This window comes from Mycobacterium sp. 1165178.9 (assembly GCF_001673555.1).
Taxonomy (GTDB): Bacteria; Actinomycetota; Actinomycetes; order Mycobacteriales; family Mycobacteriaceae; genus Mycobacterium.
In genome coordinates this window covers 1-14178 of record NZ_LZMB01000346.1, presented here as the reverse complement: position 1 = coordinate 14178, position 14178 = coordinate 1, and the positions used below count along the sequence as shown (strand labels likewise).

14 protein-coding genes are annotated in these 14178 nt (G+C 65.6%); 2 read left to right on the top strand and 12 right to left on the bottom strand.

What is annotated here, in order from left to right; genetic code table 11:
• From A5652_RS28600 to A5652_RS15015, 4 genes are all read right to left on the bottom strand, one after another.
• Window positions 1-177, bottom strand: a 177-nt coding sequence (locus A5652_RS28600; RefSeq protein WP_232001201.1) for a hypothetical protein, incomplete at its 3' end; no start/stop codon positions are given.
• A gap of 308 nt (window positions 178-485) precedes the next feature.
• A complete protein-coding gene (locus tag A5652_RS15025) occupies window positions 486-1691 on the bottom strand; it encodes an amidohydrolase family protein (RefSeq protein ID WP_067352669.1) in 1206 nt (401 codons plus the stop codon).
• A gap of 98 nt (window positions 1692-1789) precedes the next feature.
• Window positions 1790-2821, bottom strand: coding sequence for a hotdog fold thioesterase (locus tag A5652_RS15020; RefSeq protein ID WP_067352677.1), 1032 nt, complete (start codon window positions 2819-2821; stop codon window positions 1790-1792).
• Between the two features lie 82 nt (window positions 2822-2903).
• On the bottom strand, window positions 2904-3260 hold the full coding sequence (locus A5652_RS15015; RefSeq protein WP_067352666.1) for a hypothetical protein: 357 nt from the start codon (window positions 3258-3260) through the stop codon (window positions 2904-2906).
• A 143-nt stretch (window positions 3261-3403) separates the two neighbouring features.
• Between A5652_RS15015 and A5652_RS15010 the strand changes: the two genes are divergently transcribed.
• Complete coding sequence (locus A5652_RS15010) at window positions 3404-4723, top strand: adenylate/guanylate cyclase domain-containing protein (protein ID WP_067352663.1); 1320 nt, start codon at window positions 3404-3406, stop codon at window positions 4721-4723.
• A gap of 16 nt (window positions 4724-4739) precedes the next feature.
• Here the strand turns inward: A5652_RS15010 and A5652_RS26810 are convergent, their stop codons facing one another.
• The 7 genes from A5652_RS26810 to A5652_RS14980 form a co-directional block, all read right to left on the bottom strand.
• Window positions 4740-5195 (bottom strand): SRPBCC family protein, encoded by a 456-nt coding sequence (locus A5652_RS26810; RefSeq protein WP_082983916.1) that lies wholly within the window; start codon window positions 5193-5195, stop codon window positions 4740-4742.
• Window positions 5196-5257: 62 nt separating this feature from the next.
• Window positions 5258-6778, bottom strand: a complete 1521-nt coding sequence (locus A5652_RS15005; RefSeq protein ID WP_067352660.1) for an HNH endonuclease signature motif containing protein — start codon at window positions 6776-6778, stop codon at window positions 5258-5260.
• 40 nt (window positions 6779-6818) lie between these two features.
• On the bottom strand, window positions 6819-8315 hold the full coding sequence (locus A5652_RS15000; protein ID WP_067352658.1) for a class I adenylate-forming enzyme family protein: 1497 nt from the start codon (window positions 8313-8315) through the stop codon (window positions 6819-6821).
• Window positions 8312-9247, bottom strand: a complete 936-nt coding sequence (locus tag A5652_RS14995; RefSeq protein WP_067352655.1) for an acyl-CoA dehydrogenase family protein — start codon at window positions 9245-9247, stop codon at window positions 8312-8314. The genes A5652_RS15000 and A5652_RS14995 overlap by 4 nt, the downstream gene beginning before the upstream one ends.
• Window positions 9244-10401: an acyl-CoA dehydrogenase family protein gene (locus A5652_RS14990; RefSeq protein ID WP_197513964.1), complete on the bottom strand. Its 1158-nt coding sequence runs from the start codon at window positions 10399-10401 to the stop codon at window positions 9244-9246. Before A5652_RS14990 ends, A5652_RS14995 begins: the two co-directional genes overlap by 4 nt.
• Window positions 10398-11504: an acyl-CoA dehydrogenase family protein gene (locus tag A5652_RS14985; protein WP_067352651.1), complete on the bottom strand. Its 1107-nt coding sequence runs from the start codon at window positions 11502-11504 to the stop codon at window positions 10398-10400. Before A5652_RS14985 ends, A5652_RS14990 begins: the two co-directional genes overlap by 4 nt.
• A complete protein-coding gene (locus A5652_RS14980) occupies window positions 11501-12571 on the bottom strand; it encodes an acyl-CoA dehydrogenase family protein (RefSeq protein ID WP_067352648.1) in 1071 nt (356 codons plus the stop codon). The genes A5652_RS14985 and A5652_RS14980 overlap by 4 nt, the downstream gene beginning before the upstream one ends.
• Before the next feature lie 76 nt (window positions 12572-12647).
• On the opposite strand from A5652_RS14980, the gene A5652_RS14975 reads away from it, so the two are divergent.
• Complete coding sequence (locus A5652_RS14975) at window positions 12648-13508, top strand: LLM class flavin-dependent oxidoreductase (protein ID WP_067352645.1); 861 nt, start codon at window positions 12648-12650, stop codon at window positions 13506-13508.
• A gap of 3 nt (window positions 13509-13511) precedes the next feature.
• Here A5652_RS14975 and A5652_RS14970 read toward each other — a convergent pair.
• Window positions 13512-14178, bottom strand: a 667-nt coding sequence (locus tag A5652_RS14970) for an SDR family oxidoreductase (RefSeq protein ID WP_067352642.1), incomplete at its 5' end; no start/stop codon positions are given.

Sequence of the window (14178 nt, the reverse complement as noted above, 5' to 3'; positions counted from 1 at the left end):
TGCGAGTAGCCCGATCGGGTCAATTGGCGGGCCGAGTGCGCGGTAAGCCGCATTGACCGCGACAAATCGGTGGTCGGGCCCCTCGAGTCCGACCAGCAGCGCGGGAACATGCTCGAAGACGCGGCGTACATCGTCTGCCGCACCAACGGTTCTGTCCCAGTCGTTTTCGGCCACCATTTGGCCGTGCCTCCTAGCGGCCTCCGGGCAGCCCGCGAAGCCGGGGCCGAGTCGAAACCGGGTCAAAGGGCTGACCTATTTGCACACGTAGTTGTTCAGATTAGCAATCGTTGCTGCACGCGTATTGCCTCGGTCATGCCGGCTGGTCTCGGCAGAATTAGCGACAAGTTCGTGGTGGGCGGGGGGTAGGCGACTCGCAGTCATAATCGATCTCGTGGCGCGACGCGGCCACCGATCCGACTAGGCCGATTTTCCCTTAGCGTATTCGTCACCGCTGCAACGCCTTCCGGCTCGTGCGGCGGCAACGATCAGGCTGAGACCGGCTTTTTGGCCGCCGCGGGCACCTTCATCAGCTTCATCAGGTTGCCGCCCATGATCTTGGCGATGTCGGATTCGGAGAAGTCGCTGAGTTCGTCGACGAAGGAGATGGGATCCTTCAGGCCCTCCGGGTGCGGCCAGTCGGAGCCGAACATCACCCGGTCGGTGCCGACCATGTTGACGATCTCGGTGAACCGGTCCTCCCAGAACGGGGTGATGTACACGCACCGCTTGAACGCCTCGATCGGGTCCTCGCTGAATGATTGCGGCATCTTCTTATAGACGCCCTTGAGGCCCTTGAAGAGGTCCGGCACCCAGTCGGCGCCGTTTTCGATCGACAGGATCCGCAGCTCCGGGTTGCGCGACAGCGCGCCGTGGCAGACGAGCGCCCCCATCGCGTCGATTATCGGCCGGTGGCCCATTACCAGGCTCCGGAACGGGGTGGGCTTGAACGGCAGGAACTCGTCGCCCGGCTCCCACACATTCGCGAATTCGGAATAGCCACTGTCCGAAGCGTGCATCGACACCGGGATCTCTGCCTCGATGCAGGCCTGCCAGAAGGGGTCGAATTCCTCGAGCCCGAACGACCGGCTGCCCTTGTAGCCGGGTACCGGCGCCGGGCGAACCAGCACGGTGCGCGCGCCGCGCTCGAGGCACCACTGCAGTTCTTCCAGTGCGCGGTCGACGATCGGCAGCGTGATCACCGGGGTGGCGAAGATGCGGTCCTTGTAGTTGAACGTCCACTGCTCGTGCATCCACTCGTTGAGCGCGTGGATGACGTCGTGGGTCATCTCCGGGTCGTCCTTCATGCGTTCCTCGACCAGGCTGGCCAGCGTCGGGAACATCAGCGCGTAGTCGATGCCGAGCTCGTCCATCACTTCGAGGCGCGCGCCCGGCTCACGGAACGCGGGGATGGCCTTCATCGGCTCGCCGAGGATCTCGCGGTAGGACTTGCCCTGAGCGCCGTTGCGGAAATAGTCCTCCTGGGCACCCGGCTTGGCGACCTTCTCGAAAGTCGGGTTGGGGATGTACTCGCTGATGTGGCCGCGTACGACGATTTTGGTGCGGCCGCGGACCTGCACGTAGTCGATGACGTTCTTGCGCTTGTCCGGAAGGTACTTGGTCAGCGCTTCCTGCGGCTCGTACATGTGATTGTCGGCGTCGAACACGGGGAAGGAAAGTTCGCGCGAGGGCATGGCGATCTCCTTGTGAAAGTCTTGGATTCTCTATCGGTGGTAATGACGTTACCACTTCTGTGTAATTAGGTGTACCGAGTCTGCGGCCGCCGGGCGGCTCAGGCGTCCGGCCAGCTAGGGAGCGTCGGTGTGGTGCCTTCGATGACGGCGAAGTTGACGGTCGCCGTCGCCAGGAGCTCGTCGTCGCCGTCACCGTAGATGTCGATTTGCATGACCATCGCCCGCCGGCCCGATCGCAACATCCGGGGCACCGCGAACGCGGCGCCCTGCCGCACCGGCCGCAGGTAGCGGATGAACAGATCTGCGGTGGTCATGGTGGTGCCCGGCTGCAGATAGTCCAGCCCGAATTGTCCGCCGGCCACATCTACGAGCGTGGCGATCAGCCCGCCCTGCAGCGCGCCAGAGGTGTTGACGACCGCGGGACTCACCGGCATGGTCATGGCGAATTCGCCGTTGCGGGTGCTGGGGCGCATGCCGATTTGGCTGAAGAGTTCGGCCAGCGACGGTGCGGCCGATTCCTCGTCGGTGTCGCGGATGCCCAGGGCACGGCTGCAGAAGTCATAAAGCTGGCCGACATCGACGGGTGTCCCGTTCAATTCCGAACCGAGCCAATGCAATCGCTGCGCACCCATCATCGTCTGCATGACGATGGCGGCCGCCGCGCCGACGTCCAAACCCGGGTTGAAGACTCCTTCGGTGATGCCCTGCCCGACGATGTCGCGAATCAGGCCGTGCAGTGGAGAGAGCACCCGGGCGTATTCGCGGGGCCGGGTCTCGGCCAGGTGCTGGTTGTAGAGGGTCAAGGCGCGATTGAGGCTGTCTTGGGTGCTCGATTCCGGTTGCTGGCTGAGCCGGTCGATCAGCAATTTCAGTGCCGAGGTGCTGTCCAGCCCCGTGGTTTCGGCGCGCCACGTCTTTACCGACTGGGCGATGGTTCGATCGAACAGCGCCAGCAGCAGTTCGTCCTTGCTGCTGAAGTGTTGGTAAAAGGCGCGCAGCGACGTCTTCGAGCGCGCGACCACCTCTTGCACGGTGAAGTCGGTGCGTCCCGTTTCGCCCAGTATCGCGACGGCGGTTTTGATGAAGCCGTCGCCTCGGGTGATCCCCACTTCGTCTTTGGGGTCGGCCATGAGCGCTTGGTCCCCTTCCATAGCGCGCAGGTCGCGCTATGAGAATGAGGTTACCGCGACTGGCCGCCGCGCGAGATGCCGCTTACGCCTTCGGGCAGAACATGCCGAGTATCTGCTGGCAGTTGTCTCTGGTGATGAGGGCCGGTGGCGGCGGGGGCTTCGGCGGCGGGTTGTCCCCGTCCCAGATCATGTTGGAAACGTTGCCCATCCCGGGCCAGAGGTAGTAGTAGGTGTGGCAGACGTTCATGTCCCAGCCACGAAATGGGTCCGTCACGTGATTACCGGTCGGCGGAAGGGGCTGCCCCGGGCACCATTGGTGCGCCGGCCCCCAGTCGGGATTGTCGGCCTGGGCGGTGCCTGTGGTGAGCCCAGCACCGGCCACCGCCAGGCCGGTCGACATTAAGGCTCCGGCGATGAACTTTTTCATGATGCGGGCCACGAACGCGTTCCTTTCGCTCCGTCGGCCGGTTGCCGACGATTGCAAAAGTCTTGCGCCTGATTCTGCTACCGATCCCAAACTTTTGGGGCTGTTGAGCAGCAAAAACATCTGCCGATACGTGTCGGCGGAAATAGACTTCCGCAATGTTCTCGGAGACGCGTTATGCGCTGAACGGCGACTTGCACGTCGCCTATCGCGCGTCGCCCGAGGGTGAGCGCGACATCGTGTTCGTCTCCAACTGGATCACGAACTGCGAGGTCTTCCCCGAGTCGCCGTCTATCCATGGATGGGTCGAGGCGATGACCTCGCTTGGTCGACTGATCTTCTTCGACCAGCCGGGCACCGGCGCATCCGATTTCGTCACAGCGGACGAGCTGCCGAACATGGAGCAGTGGGCCGACAGCATCACCGCGGTACTGGATCACCTGGGGAGCCGCGAAGCGGTTCTGGTCGCGATCGACGGCGCCTTCGCGCCGGCCGCGCTCTTCGCGGCGACACATCCGTCCCGCACGACTGCGCTGGTCGCGCTCGAGTGTTACGCGGATCCTCTTGCTCAAGACGCCGGAGGAATGAAACTGGAGGAAGGCGCCGCCAACGCCTTCGTCCTGTGGGGTACCGGCGAGACCCTGCATGCGATCAACCCGGACATGCCGTGGAACGAGGAGATCCGGGCAGCGTGGGCCCGACTCGAACGCTTGACGTCGAGTCCGCGGACGGTGGCCCTCATGCAGCCGGTATTCGCCAAACAGGATGTGCGGGCGGTCCTGCCCACCATTCGCGTGCCCACCCTCGTCGTTCATCACTCCGACGACGAGTTCATCACGCCTGCGCAGGGCAGGTACATCGCCGACCACATTCCGGGCGCGAAGTATGTCGAGCTTCCGGGGCGCAATCTCTACCACATCGTCGAACCATGGCGTGAGTCGTTTCAGCAGATCGCGGAGTTCCTCACCGGACATCAGCCCGACGTATCGGACGACCGGCTTCTTGCCACTGTGCTCTTCACCGACATCGTCGGCTCGACGCATCGGGCAGCGCAGATGGGTGACCGTGACTGGCATGCGTTGCTCGATGCGCATGATGCCATCGTGCGGGTGCAGCTGGCCCGCTTTCGGGGTCGTGAGGTCAATACCTCGGGTGACGGGTTCCTCGCGACGTTCGACGGCCCCCAGCGAGCGATCCGCTGCGCGATGGCAATTCGCGATGCGGTGCACTCGCTTGGCATCGATGTGCGCGCCGGTTTGCACACCGGCGAATGTGAAATCCGCGGCGATGACATCGGTGGGATCGGAGTGCATATCGGGGCACGCGTGAGCGCACTGGCCGGACCGAACGACGTGCTCGTGTCAAGCACGTTGCGCGACCTGGTTATCGGCTCGGGACTCGAGTTCGAGGAGCGCGGATCTCACGAACTCAAGGGCGTGCCGGGCGAATGGCGCCTGTACGCCGTCGCGTCTGGGTAGTCACGCGCCTGTGACGTCACCTCCGTGTGACGCCCTCGGCTTCATGCGCCAATGCCGCTGCTAGACGCGTATATGACGCTTCGATCCTGGCCTTCATCAAATTTTTTGGCAGGCCGGGAATGCGCGGTAGGAAAGTTACGGTCCATACGATCATCGACCCGTCCGGCCGATCTTCAATGCGAATGTCACCCCGGTAGTCCTTCAGCGGCGTATACCACGGAAACGACGCGACATAGGCATGATGATGTGGTCGCGTTCCATCGACGATCGTATCGCGTATTACGCTGTGCCCGATGCGCATTCGCCTGACGCCACCCATTTCGGTGTCAGGCTCTCCGCGCCGCTCCCATGACGCCGCAGACACGCCTGGCAAGAAGTGTGACCAACGATCGACATTCATCAGCACGTCATATACCGCTGCGGGTTTTGCGCGAGACAGTTGTTCGACCCGGCATGACAACGACCCACTCATGCTGCCGAAACGTACTCTAGGACGCCCACCCAAATGCGGTGATTCAGACGAATCCTTCTGCGTCAGAATGGCGGCGGGTCATCGTCGTCGTCTGCGGGAGGGGCGGGACCATGTGAAACAGCCTGGCGTGCGGATTGGCGGGCTTGAAATGCTGCGCGGGTATGCCGGCGTTCGCCGGCAATGTACTTCGCGCGGTTCTCGGCGCGGGTGCGCCGCCGCTGCGGCATCATGGCGGCGCGATCGGTCAGGTGGTCGGGCCACCGGGGCTGGGCTATCTCTCCGGTTGGCGTGCACAGGGACGGAAACAGTAGCGCACTGCCCGGCGTGGTCACGTAAGTGACCCCCGACGGGGAGCGCCAGATGACCGTGCCGTCAGGCAGCTGCTGATCCTGCCATCCCCAGAAGGTTTTGATCAGATGATGCTGTCGGCAAAGACATTTGAGATTGGAAGCGTGCGTCGCGCCACCTTGCGAGTGCGGGATCGTGTGGTCGAGATCCGCTTCGGTCGCGGGGCGGTCGCACCCGGGGAATCGGCACGTCAAATCGCGGCAGCGCACGAAATCGGCCAAGGCCCGCGAAGGGACGTACCCGCGCTCCGGAAGTGCGTCCCCGGGATGCTTTACGGGCAAGAGCGTTGCTGAGCCGGCAAGCTCGGCTACCAACTCCGGCGGGATAAGCACGTCGGTGCCGATCATCGAACCAGAGTCTGCTTTGGCGCCGTCAACGGCGCATTGGTTGGCGACCACGTGGATAACCACTGGGCTCGGCACCGGCGTTGCGCCGGACGGGCACGTCGGCTGCCCGCAACGGCACTGCAGCCTTTCGGCGCCAACCGCCAACGCCCCCATGGCATCGGCGCGACGCTGCTTCAGGGTGCGCGGATCAGCCTCGCATACGGTGGCAGCCAACGCATTTAACCGCGTGTCCACCGCGTGCGCATCGGTGGCGATCAGCCTTCCGGATACCTCCGCCAATCCGTCGCCGCCGTCCCAGATCGAGAATTCGCGACCCGCCTGTTGTTCGCGGCGACGGCGGACCGCATCGCGGTCGGCCCGTGCCACGATCCGGTCCACCGCAGCGGCCAGGCGTCCGCGCGTCATCGCCGGCCACCGTTGGACTCTTAGCGCGAGCGCAGCGTCGACCGCGGCCATCACCTCGGCATCGTCGATCAAGTCGGTGCGGAACACGATCGTCTGGAACGTCGAATAGCTGATGTCACCGGAAAGCAACGCGGAGCCGACTTTTGGTAGCCGATTGCGCATGGCGCGCGAATAGTTGAGGTAACTCGACGCAAGCGCCTGGCTGATTCCCAGTGCGGCGGTGATCTCGGCGGAGATGGAATCCCACGTGTCGGTCGCCCACGTCTCGCGCTCCCCGTATTGGCGCAACCGCAGCATGTCGAGTTCGCCAATCGCCGCCAGGCGCTCACCGGCCGCCCGGTTCTCCGCGCGCGACGACGAACAGATCCGTTCCAGCACGGCCGCGGACTCCGACGTCGCAGCCGGATTGAGGCGCGCGAACATGGCGTCAAACCGAGCGATCACCTCTGGCGGCGATCCGCGGCCGGTGACTTCTTCGAACATAAGTTCGACTATAAGGGGCCGCTCCGACAACGCCGTCGCTTTAACCGCCCCGGGCCGCGATCATCGCCGAGCGATTGACCTTGGTTGCCGCTGTGCGAGGGATGGCGTCGACGAACTCGACGGTCTTTGGCGCCTTGTAGGGGGCGAGCCGGCTCTTCGCGTACTCGATCACTTGCTGTTCGGTGAGTTGTGCACCCTCCGCGATTTGAATCACCGCGTGCACTCGGCGCCCCCACCGGGAGTCGGCCAGCCCGATCACCACCACATCGGCGATGCCCGGATGACCCGCAAGGGCGGACTCGACCTCCGCCGGAAAGACGTTGGCGCCGCCGCTGACGATCATGTCGACGCGGCGGTCGACGATATAGAGGAAGCCGTCCTCGTCGAGGTGGCCGATATCGCCGGCGGAGCGGAAGCCGTCGTCCGTCGACGGCAACGGTGCCGCACCCCCGAGATAGCGGGACCCCGCACTCATCGGCGCGCGCAGGTACACGTCGCCGTCCTCGCCGGGACCCAGCGGTCGTTTGTCGGGGCCCAGGATCCGGATCTCGGTGTCCCGGAAACCGCGGCCGACGCTGCCCGGGTGGGTGAGCCACTCGTCGCCGCGCAACGCGGTGAGTCCGAGGTTCTCGGTCATGCCATACGCCGACACGATCTGCTCCGGACTCAGGAGTTCGAACCAGGTGTGCATCAGCGACGGCGGCATCACCGCGGCGCCCTGCAAGATGAAGACGACGCTGGACAGGTCTCGCTGCCGGACGTCCGGCCGGGCCGCGATGCGCGCCAGCATGGTGGGCGTGGCGGTGAAGTTGGTGACCCGAAATCGTTCGATCACATCCAACACCAGTGCGGCGTCGAACTTTTCGAGTATGACAAGGTGGTCGCCGGTAAGCAGGAAGAAAAAAGTCGCAAAGCCGTTGGTGTGATACATGGGCGCCGGGACCATGATGGTCTGCGGCTGCGCCACCGGCGTCCAGTTCGACAGAAACGGCTCGCCGTGCTGAGGGGTCCACAGCGACGGTGCCAAGCTGAGGATCACTTTGGGTACGCCGGTCGAACCGCTGCTGCAGATGCCGTTGACGTGAGGGGAAACGGCGATGGGCAGTGGACTCGCGGATTCGCCTGCCGCGCAAGTCTCCAACTCCCACCGCGTCTTTTCGTCGACCACAACGGCGGGGTCGATTACGTCGCGCACCCGGTCTCTCTCCCACTCGGGAAGATCCCAGTGCATCGGGACGGGGACGGCGCCGACCTTCCAGCACCCTAGCGTCGCCAGCACCAGATGTACGGAGTTCGGAATGGCCAGTGCCACGAGCGAACCCGTTTGCGCGCCCAGGCCGGCCAGCGCCCGGCCCCACTGGTTGGCGCGGGCATCGAGTTCGCCGAAAGTCAGGGTCTCCGCGGCGCCATCGAGCGCGACGATGGTGACGCCTGGATCGTCGCGGCGTTGCTCAGCGAGCTCGTGCAATTTGGTCGCGAATGGTATTCCCTCGTCGAACGGATTGGGCGTCACCTCGGCCGCGGGGGACTCGGTCACGCCGATACCGGCCCGCTGAACAATGTCTCGAATGACCCATCCGACACGCACGGCATGAGGCGCAACGCGAGTTCCTCGGTGCCCAGCGGCAATCGCATCAGCGGTTGGGTGTGCCGGTCGAGCACGCTGACGTCGGACTCGTCGCAGAAGCCCAGGGCGCCGAGCAGTTGGTGGGACGAGCGCATCACCTGTCGTGCCGTGTCGGCGGCCTTGAGCCGGAGAATCAGCGCGTCTGCCGAATGGATCTGCGCCGGAAGTGATTCGGGGCGACAAATGGTGAACTTCGCGAGTTCGTGCAGTCCGCGGACCGCGACGGCCGCATCGGCGACGGCGAACCTGACGGCCTGAAAGTCCGCGAGCGGCTTGCCGAACTGAATACGGGCGCGCACATGCTCGGTGACAATCCGCAACGATTGCTGCACCGCTCCCAGAATCCGCCATGATCCCAGCACGAGATGAAGATTAACGTCGGCGGCCGGCACGGTTCCCTCGGGTGCGCTCAAGGTGGCCGGCACCAGGAACGGCCCCAGCTTGGCCCCGGTCCGCGAGGCCGGCTGAGGCCGGTACCGATTTCCGTCCACGTCCGCCGCTACCCAGTCACCGGCCAGATCGCCATGGTCGATGCGCGGGGCTTTCGGATTGATCAGGGCAAGGCGCGCGCCATCAATCGCGAGCAGCTCCTCCACCAATGGGTAAGGGAGCACCGTGGCGCCGGCGGCCTGGCACAGCACCGCCGCGGCCAGCAGGTCATCCGGCGCCGAGCGCACGTCGAGGTCGAACGCACCGACATCGTTCAGCGCGGCCCGCGCCGCATCCCGGATGGCGTCGTCGGTCTCCGCGCGCAGCGCGGCCGGTGGTCCACCCAGCCGGGTAAGCCGCTTGCCGGCGACGGCGGCAAAGTCGCTGACATCTTGTGGCAGATCGGTGTTCACCTGTGTTCTCCCAACACGTCTCGTGCCACCAGCATGCGCTGCACCTCGATGGTGCCCGATGCGACGGTGGCCGCTTGCGCGTAACGCCAGTGGTCCTCGATGGCTCCGTGCAGCGCCGCGGAACTCCCGCTGTCCAGCGCGGTCGGACCGAGCACGTCGAACAGCAGCTCGGCGACGAGTTGGTCACACGTCGTGGTGATGATGCGCGCGGCACTGGCGGCCGCCCCGGCCGCCGGGTCGTCCTGCAGTGATACGGCGCGATAGGCCAGCAATCGGGCGACCCGTAGATCGGCGAGTGCCCGCACCCATCTGCTGCGAATCGCTTCGGGGAGCTGATCCCAGTCATCGCCGAGTTGGGCGCGCATCCTTTCGAGGAGCGATTCACAGCGCGCGTAGCGCGCGATGCCCACTCGCTCGAAGGCCAGAGCTTCGCGCATCACCCGCCATCCGTCGCCGACCTCGCCGAGCACGTCGCCGGGAAACGCCTGTACGTCGTCCAGGAACATCTCGTTCAGGTGATGCGGTCCCAGCATCGACGGGATCGGTCGGACCGTGAAGCCGGCCCGGTCCATCGGAATCAGAAACAGGGTGAGCCGCTTGTTCTTCGGCGCGTCGGGGTCGGTGCACGCCGCCAACACGCACCACGATGCCATCAGCGCGTACGACGTCCACACCTTCTGGCCGGTGATGCGCCACCCGTCACCGTCGGCAACGGCGCGGGTGCGCAACGACACCAGGTCGGTTCCGGCCTCCGGCTCGGAGAAACCCTGGCACCAGATCACATCTCCGGAGGCGATGGCCGCCAGGTGCTTGGCCTTCTGTTCCGCCGTTCCGTACCGCATCAGCGCGGGTCCGACCCAGTTGATGCCCATGTACTGTGGGCCCCGCGGCTCGTGCTGGGCCCACATCTCCTCGCGCAGCACCGTCTGCTGCCAGACCGAACCGCCGCCGCCACCATGCTCTTTCGGCCACGCCAGCGCCAGCAGCCCCTCGGTCGCCAGCAATTTGCAGAACGTCTCGGTGGTGGCCAGGTCCTGCGGGTTCTCGGTGCAGGCTCCCAGAAAGTCAGCCGGGATGTGGTTGGCAACCAACTCGCGCAGATGGGTGCGCAGTTGCCAGGCATCGTCGCCGAGGTCGTAGTCCATTGTCGTCATCCCTTCGGCAACCCGAGCAGCCGCTCGGCGATGATGTTGCGCTGAACCTCGGACGTTCCGCCGTAAATCGTCGCGGCCAACGCGTCCTGGCGTTCGAACAGTAGATCCGGATCGGTGGCCGAATCCGGGCCCGCGGCAGCCGCACTCAGTTCCCAAACACGCTGCAAGGTAAGCGATCCGAGCAACTTCATGGTATCGGCTTCCGGGCTGGGCCGTCCCGCGAGTTCGTTGCCCAGGGCGCGATATCCGGTGGCCCGCAACGCTTCAGCGTCCGCCAGCAGCGAACCGAGTTCGGCATACACGTCCTCGCTGGAGTCCGCGGCGCCGGCATCACGCACCGAGGCGAGTCCGCGTTTGATCTCGACCCAGTTCATGATCCAGATCATCTGGCGTTCATGGTGCAGCGACGACAGGGCGACATTCCAACCGCCGTTGAGCGGTCCGAGCAGATTTTCGGCAGGCACCTCGACGTCGTCGAGGAAGACCTCGCAGAACGTTTCGTCGGAGATCGACGCCATTCGGATGGGCTCGACCCTGACCCCGGGCGAGTGCAAGTCGAGGATGAGGCAGGAGATGCCGCGGTGTTTCGGGGCTTGGGGATCTGTGCGGGCGTATAACGTGCACCACCGCGACTCGTGTGCCTGGGTGGTCCAGATCTTGTGGCCGTTGACCCGGAACACGTCGCCGTCGCGCTCCGCACGGCTCCGCAGACCCGCGAAATCCGACCCGGCTTCGGGCTCGGACATGCCCAGCGCCCACCACTCGTCGCCGCGCAGCAGCGGCACGAGCAGACGGTCGATCTGGGCGGGCGTACCGAACTGGCGAATGCCGGGCGCGGCGACATTGGGTCCGGCGATGTTGGGCAGCTTGGGTGCCGACCGCAGCGCCGCCTCGAGCCGCACCTCCATCGCGTCGCGCAAGCCCAGCGATCGGCCGCCGTGTTCGCGGGGCCAGGTCGGCTGCAGCCACCCGGCCTCGAACGAGGCCCGCTGGTAATCGCGCCGCAACCCGAGATCCCAGCGGTACCGTCGATAGTTCGCGTAGTAGTCGTCGGGCAGGAACTCCGCCAGCCACGCGCCGAATTCCGCCACGACCGGGCTCACGCGGCACCCCCGCAAAATCGCCGGCCCACCTCGTAATACAGGGAGCGGCTGTCGCCCAGCATGGCGGCGCCCTGCCAGGCACGCCTGACGTAGAGGTGCGCATCGTGTTCCCAGGTCTGGCCCAAGGCGCCGTGTACCTGCACGGCGGTGCGCGCGCAACCAACCGCTGCGTCGTTGGCCGCCGCCTTGGCCAGCGCCGCGGCGGTCCACACGTCGGCGCGCGGCGCGTCCGGATCGGCGAGAAGGGCCGCCGCCGCGTAGGTCAGGCTACGGGCGCGTTCGACGCTGACGTAGTTGTCGGCCAGTGCGTGTTTGATGCCTTGGAACCCGCCGATCGGCTGGCCGAACTGGCGCCGTGATTTCGCGTGCTCGACCGAGCGGTGCAGCGCGGCGCCCGCCACGCCGAGGAGGTCGGCGGCCGAGGCCACCCAGGGCGCCGTCAATGCCGATTCGATGTCAACGGGTGCAACCGCGATCGGCTCGGCGTCGACCTCGACGCCGGACAACGGCTGAGCTGGATCGGTGGATTCGGTCGCCGGCACCACGGTGACCCCGTCGCCGCAGCGGGCGACGGCCGCCACGGTGTCACCGCCGTCGGAGCGAGCCAGGGTGACGACGAGTTCCGCGCGCGACAGGTTGGGGACGGCAACGGCCGTACCGCTTAGCCGTCCCTGAGACAAAGTCATCGGAGCGCCGGGCATTCGCGATCGGTGGGCGTGGACGGCCAGGGTGGCCACGACACCGTCGGCAATGTCGGTCAGCACCGAGTCGAGCCCACTATTGCGCAACACGCCCGCGGCCAGACCGACGCTGCCCAGCAACGGAATTGGGGCGATGGCGGCGCCGCATTCCTCGAGAACGACGGTTAGCTCGACCGGTCCGTAGTCGCCGGCATCAGGGGCGGCGAGTTCGGTCCAGCCGAGATCGACGACGGTCTTCCACAGGGCGCGCCAGCGCTCGGGGTCGGTGATCGCTTGACGCGCGGCGTCGGGCGGGCACTCCCTACGTAATATGTCGCGTACGGTGTCACGCAGCGACAGCTGCTCCGAGTTCAGTCCGACATCCATAAGACCTCTAACATAGTAAAGATAATAAACTAGCCGTGCCGTCGCAATCGCACGGATGTGGACGCATAGGTGGCGCATGGCCGAGTGGTATCTGTTCTTGCCGCAGGTGAGATTGTCGGCGGCCGACATCGCCGACCGGGCACGTCACGCTGAGGCCAGCGGCTTCGACGGGATCGCGTTCATCGATCACCTCGAGGCCCCTGGGCTGGCCGACGAAAGCATCTGGGAGGCAATGGGCATTGCCACCTGGGTGGCGGCCAAGACCGAGCGGCTGCGGATCGGTCATCTGGTGCTATGTGACGCGTTTCGGCACCCGGCCGTGCTCGCCAAACAGGCCGTCACCCTGTCAGAGGCATCCGAGGGCAGGTTCGAGCTTGGCCTGGGATCGGGATCGTGGCCCTCGGAATTCTCGAGATTCGATGTCGGCCAACAGGATCCGCAGGCCAGAGTCGAGCAACTCGGCCGCCACCTGGAACTGATCAGGCAGTACTGGGGCGACGTCGACGAAGGATCCGGCCCGGCTGCACAAGCTCCGCGCCGGTCGTACCCAATACCGCTGGTTCTGGGTGGGAGCGGACCCAGGATGATGGAACTCGTTCGCAGATACGCGGATTGGTGGAATCTGCCGGCGAATCAGCTCGACAGGCTGTCGAAGCTCGCCCCGGCCGCGGGAACGGCCCGGATGTCAATCCAGCAGATGGTGGGTTTTGTGCGGTCCGGCAGCGACCCCGACTCCGTGCGCGAGGTGAGCGCCAGGCGATTCGGCAACCTCGGGTCCGGGCTTGTCTGCGGCGATGCCGACGAGCTGATCGGGCATTTCGGCCGGTTGGCCGACCAGCGGGTCGAGCGGTTCTACGTATGGTTTGCCGACTTCGCCGCCCCGGACTCCCTGCACGAGTTCGGTGAATCGGTGATCAAAGCCTTCCCCGCGCCGTAGGCCTCAGCCGCGTTGCGCGCGGCGCCGGGCTTCGGTGGGAACGACCGGCGGTCGCGCGAAGGGCCCGCGCTCCACGGCGGACAGCCGGATCTCCGGCAGATCGACCGACGAGTCGACGGTGTCCAACCAGGCGACCGCCTCGGCGACGTCCGACACTCCGATGGCGTACATCTCGAAGGGAACGTCCTGCAGCATCTCGGTGGCCACCGGTCCGGGCGTGACGATGTGCACGCTGATGCCGTCGCGGTCGACTTCCAGGGCCAAGGCGCGAGCGAACGCATTCATGCCGGCTTTCGAGGCTGAGTACGCGGTGCGGGCCGGCATGGGCTCGTGTGCCGCCGACGACGAAATGAACACCAGTCGTGAGCCCGCCGTCATTTTGGGCAGCACCGCAGAGGTCACCACGAAGCACGAATCCAGGTTGGCCGACATGATGGCGTGCCATTGCTCGAAAGTCTGCTTGCGCGCGTAGGTCCCGCCGAGCGCACCCGCCGCGTGAACAACGAGGTCGATTGCCTCCAATGCGCTTATCGCAGCGGCGAATCCGTTGGGGTCAGACGCATCGGCCACGATGTGGCGGGCACCGATCTCCTCGGCGGCCGCGCGTAAGGGGGCCTCGCGGCGCGCGGAGAGCACCACGTCATAACCGCGCTCAACCAGCTTGCGGGCG

What these genes read in the sequence shown, in the direction of transcription:
- A5652_RS14980 (WP_067352648.1), bottom strand. Translation starts at nt 12,571, where the DNA reads ATGGATGTCGGACTGAACTCGGAGCAGCTGTCGCTGCGTGACACCGTA.
- A5652_RS14975 (WP_067352645.1), top strand. Translation starts at nt 12,648, where the DNA reads ATGGCCGAGTGGTATCTGTTCTTGCCGCAGGTGAGATTGTCGGCGGCC.
- A5652_RS26810 (WP_082983916.1), bottom strand. Translation starts at nt 5,195, where the DNA reads ATGAGTGGGTCGTTGTCATGCCGGGTCGAACAACTGTCTCGCGCAAAA.
- A5652_RS15010 (WP_067352663.1), top strand. Translation starts at nt 3,404, where the DNA reads ATGTTCTCGGAGACGCGTTATGCGCTGAACGGCGACTTGCACGTCGCC.
- A5652_RS15005 (WP_067352660.1), bottom strand. Translation starts at nt 6,778, where the DNA reads ATGTTCGAAGAAGTCACCGGCCGCGGATCGCCGCCAGAGGTGATCGCT.
- A5652_RS14990 (WP_197513964.1), bottom strand. Translation starts at nt 10,401, where the DNA reads ATGACGACAATGGACTACGACCTCGGCGACGATGCCTGGCAACTGCGC.
- A5652_RS15020 (WP_067352677.1), bottom strand. Translation starts at nt 2,821, where the DNA reads ATGGCCGACCCCAAAGACGAAGTGGGGATCACCCGAGGCGACGGCTTC.
- A5652_RS15025 (WP_067352669.1), bottom strand. Translation starts at nt 1,691, where the DNA reads ATGCCCTCGCGCGAACTTTCCTTCCCCGTGTTCGACGCCGACAATCAC.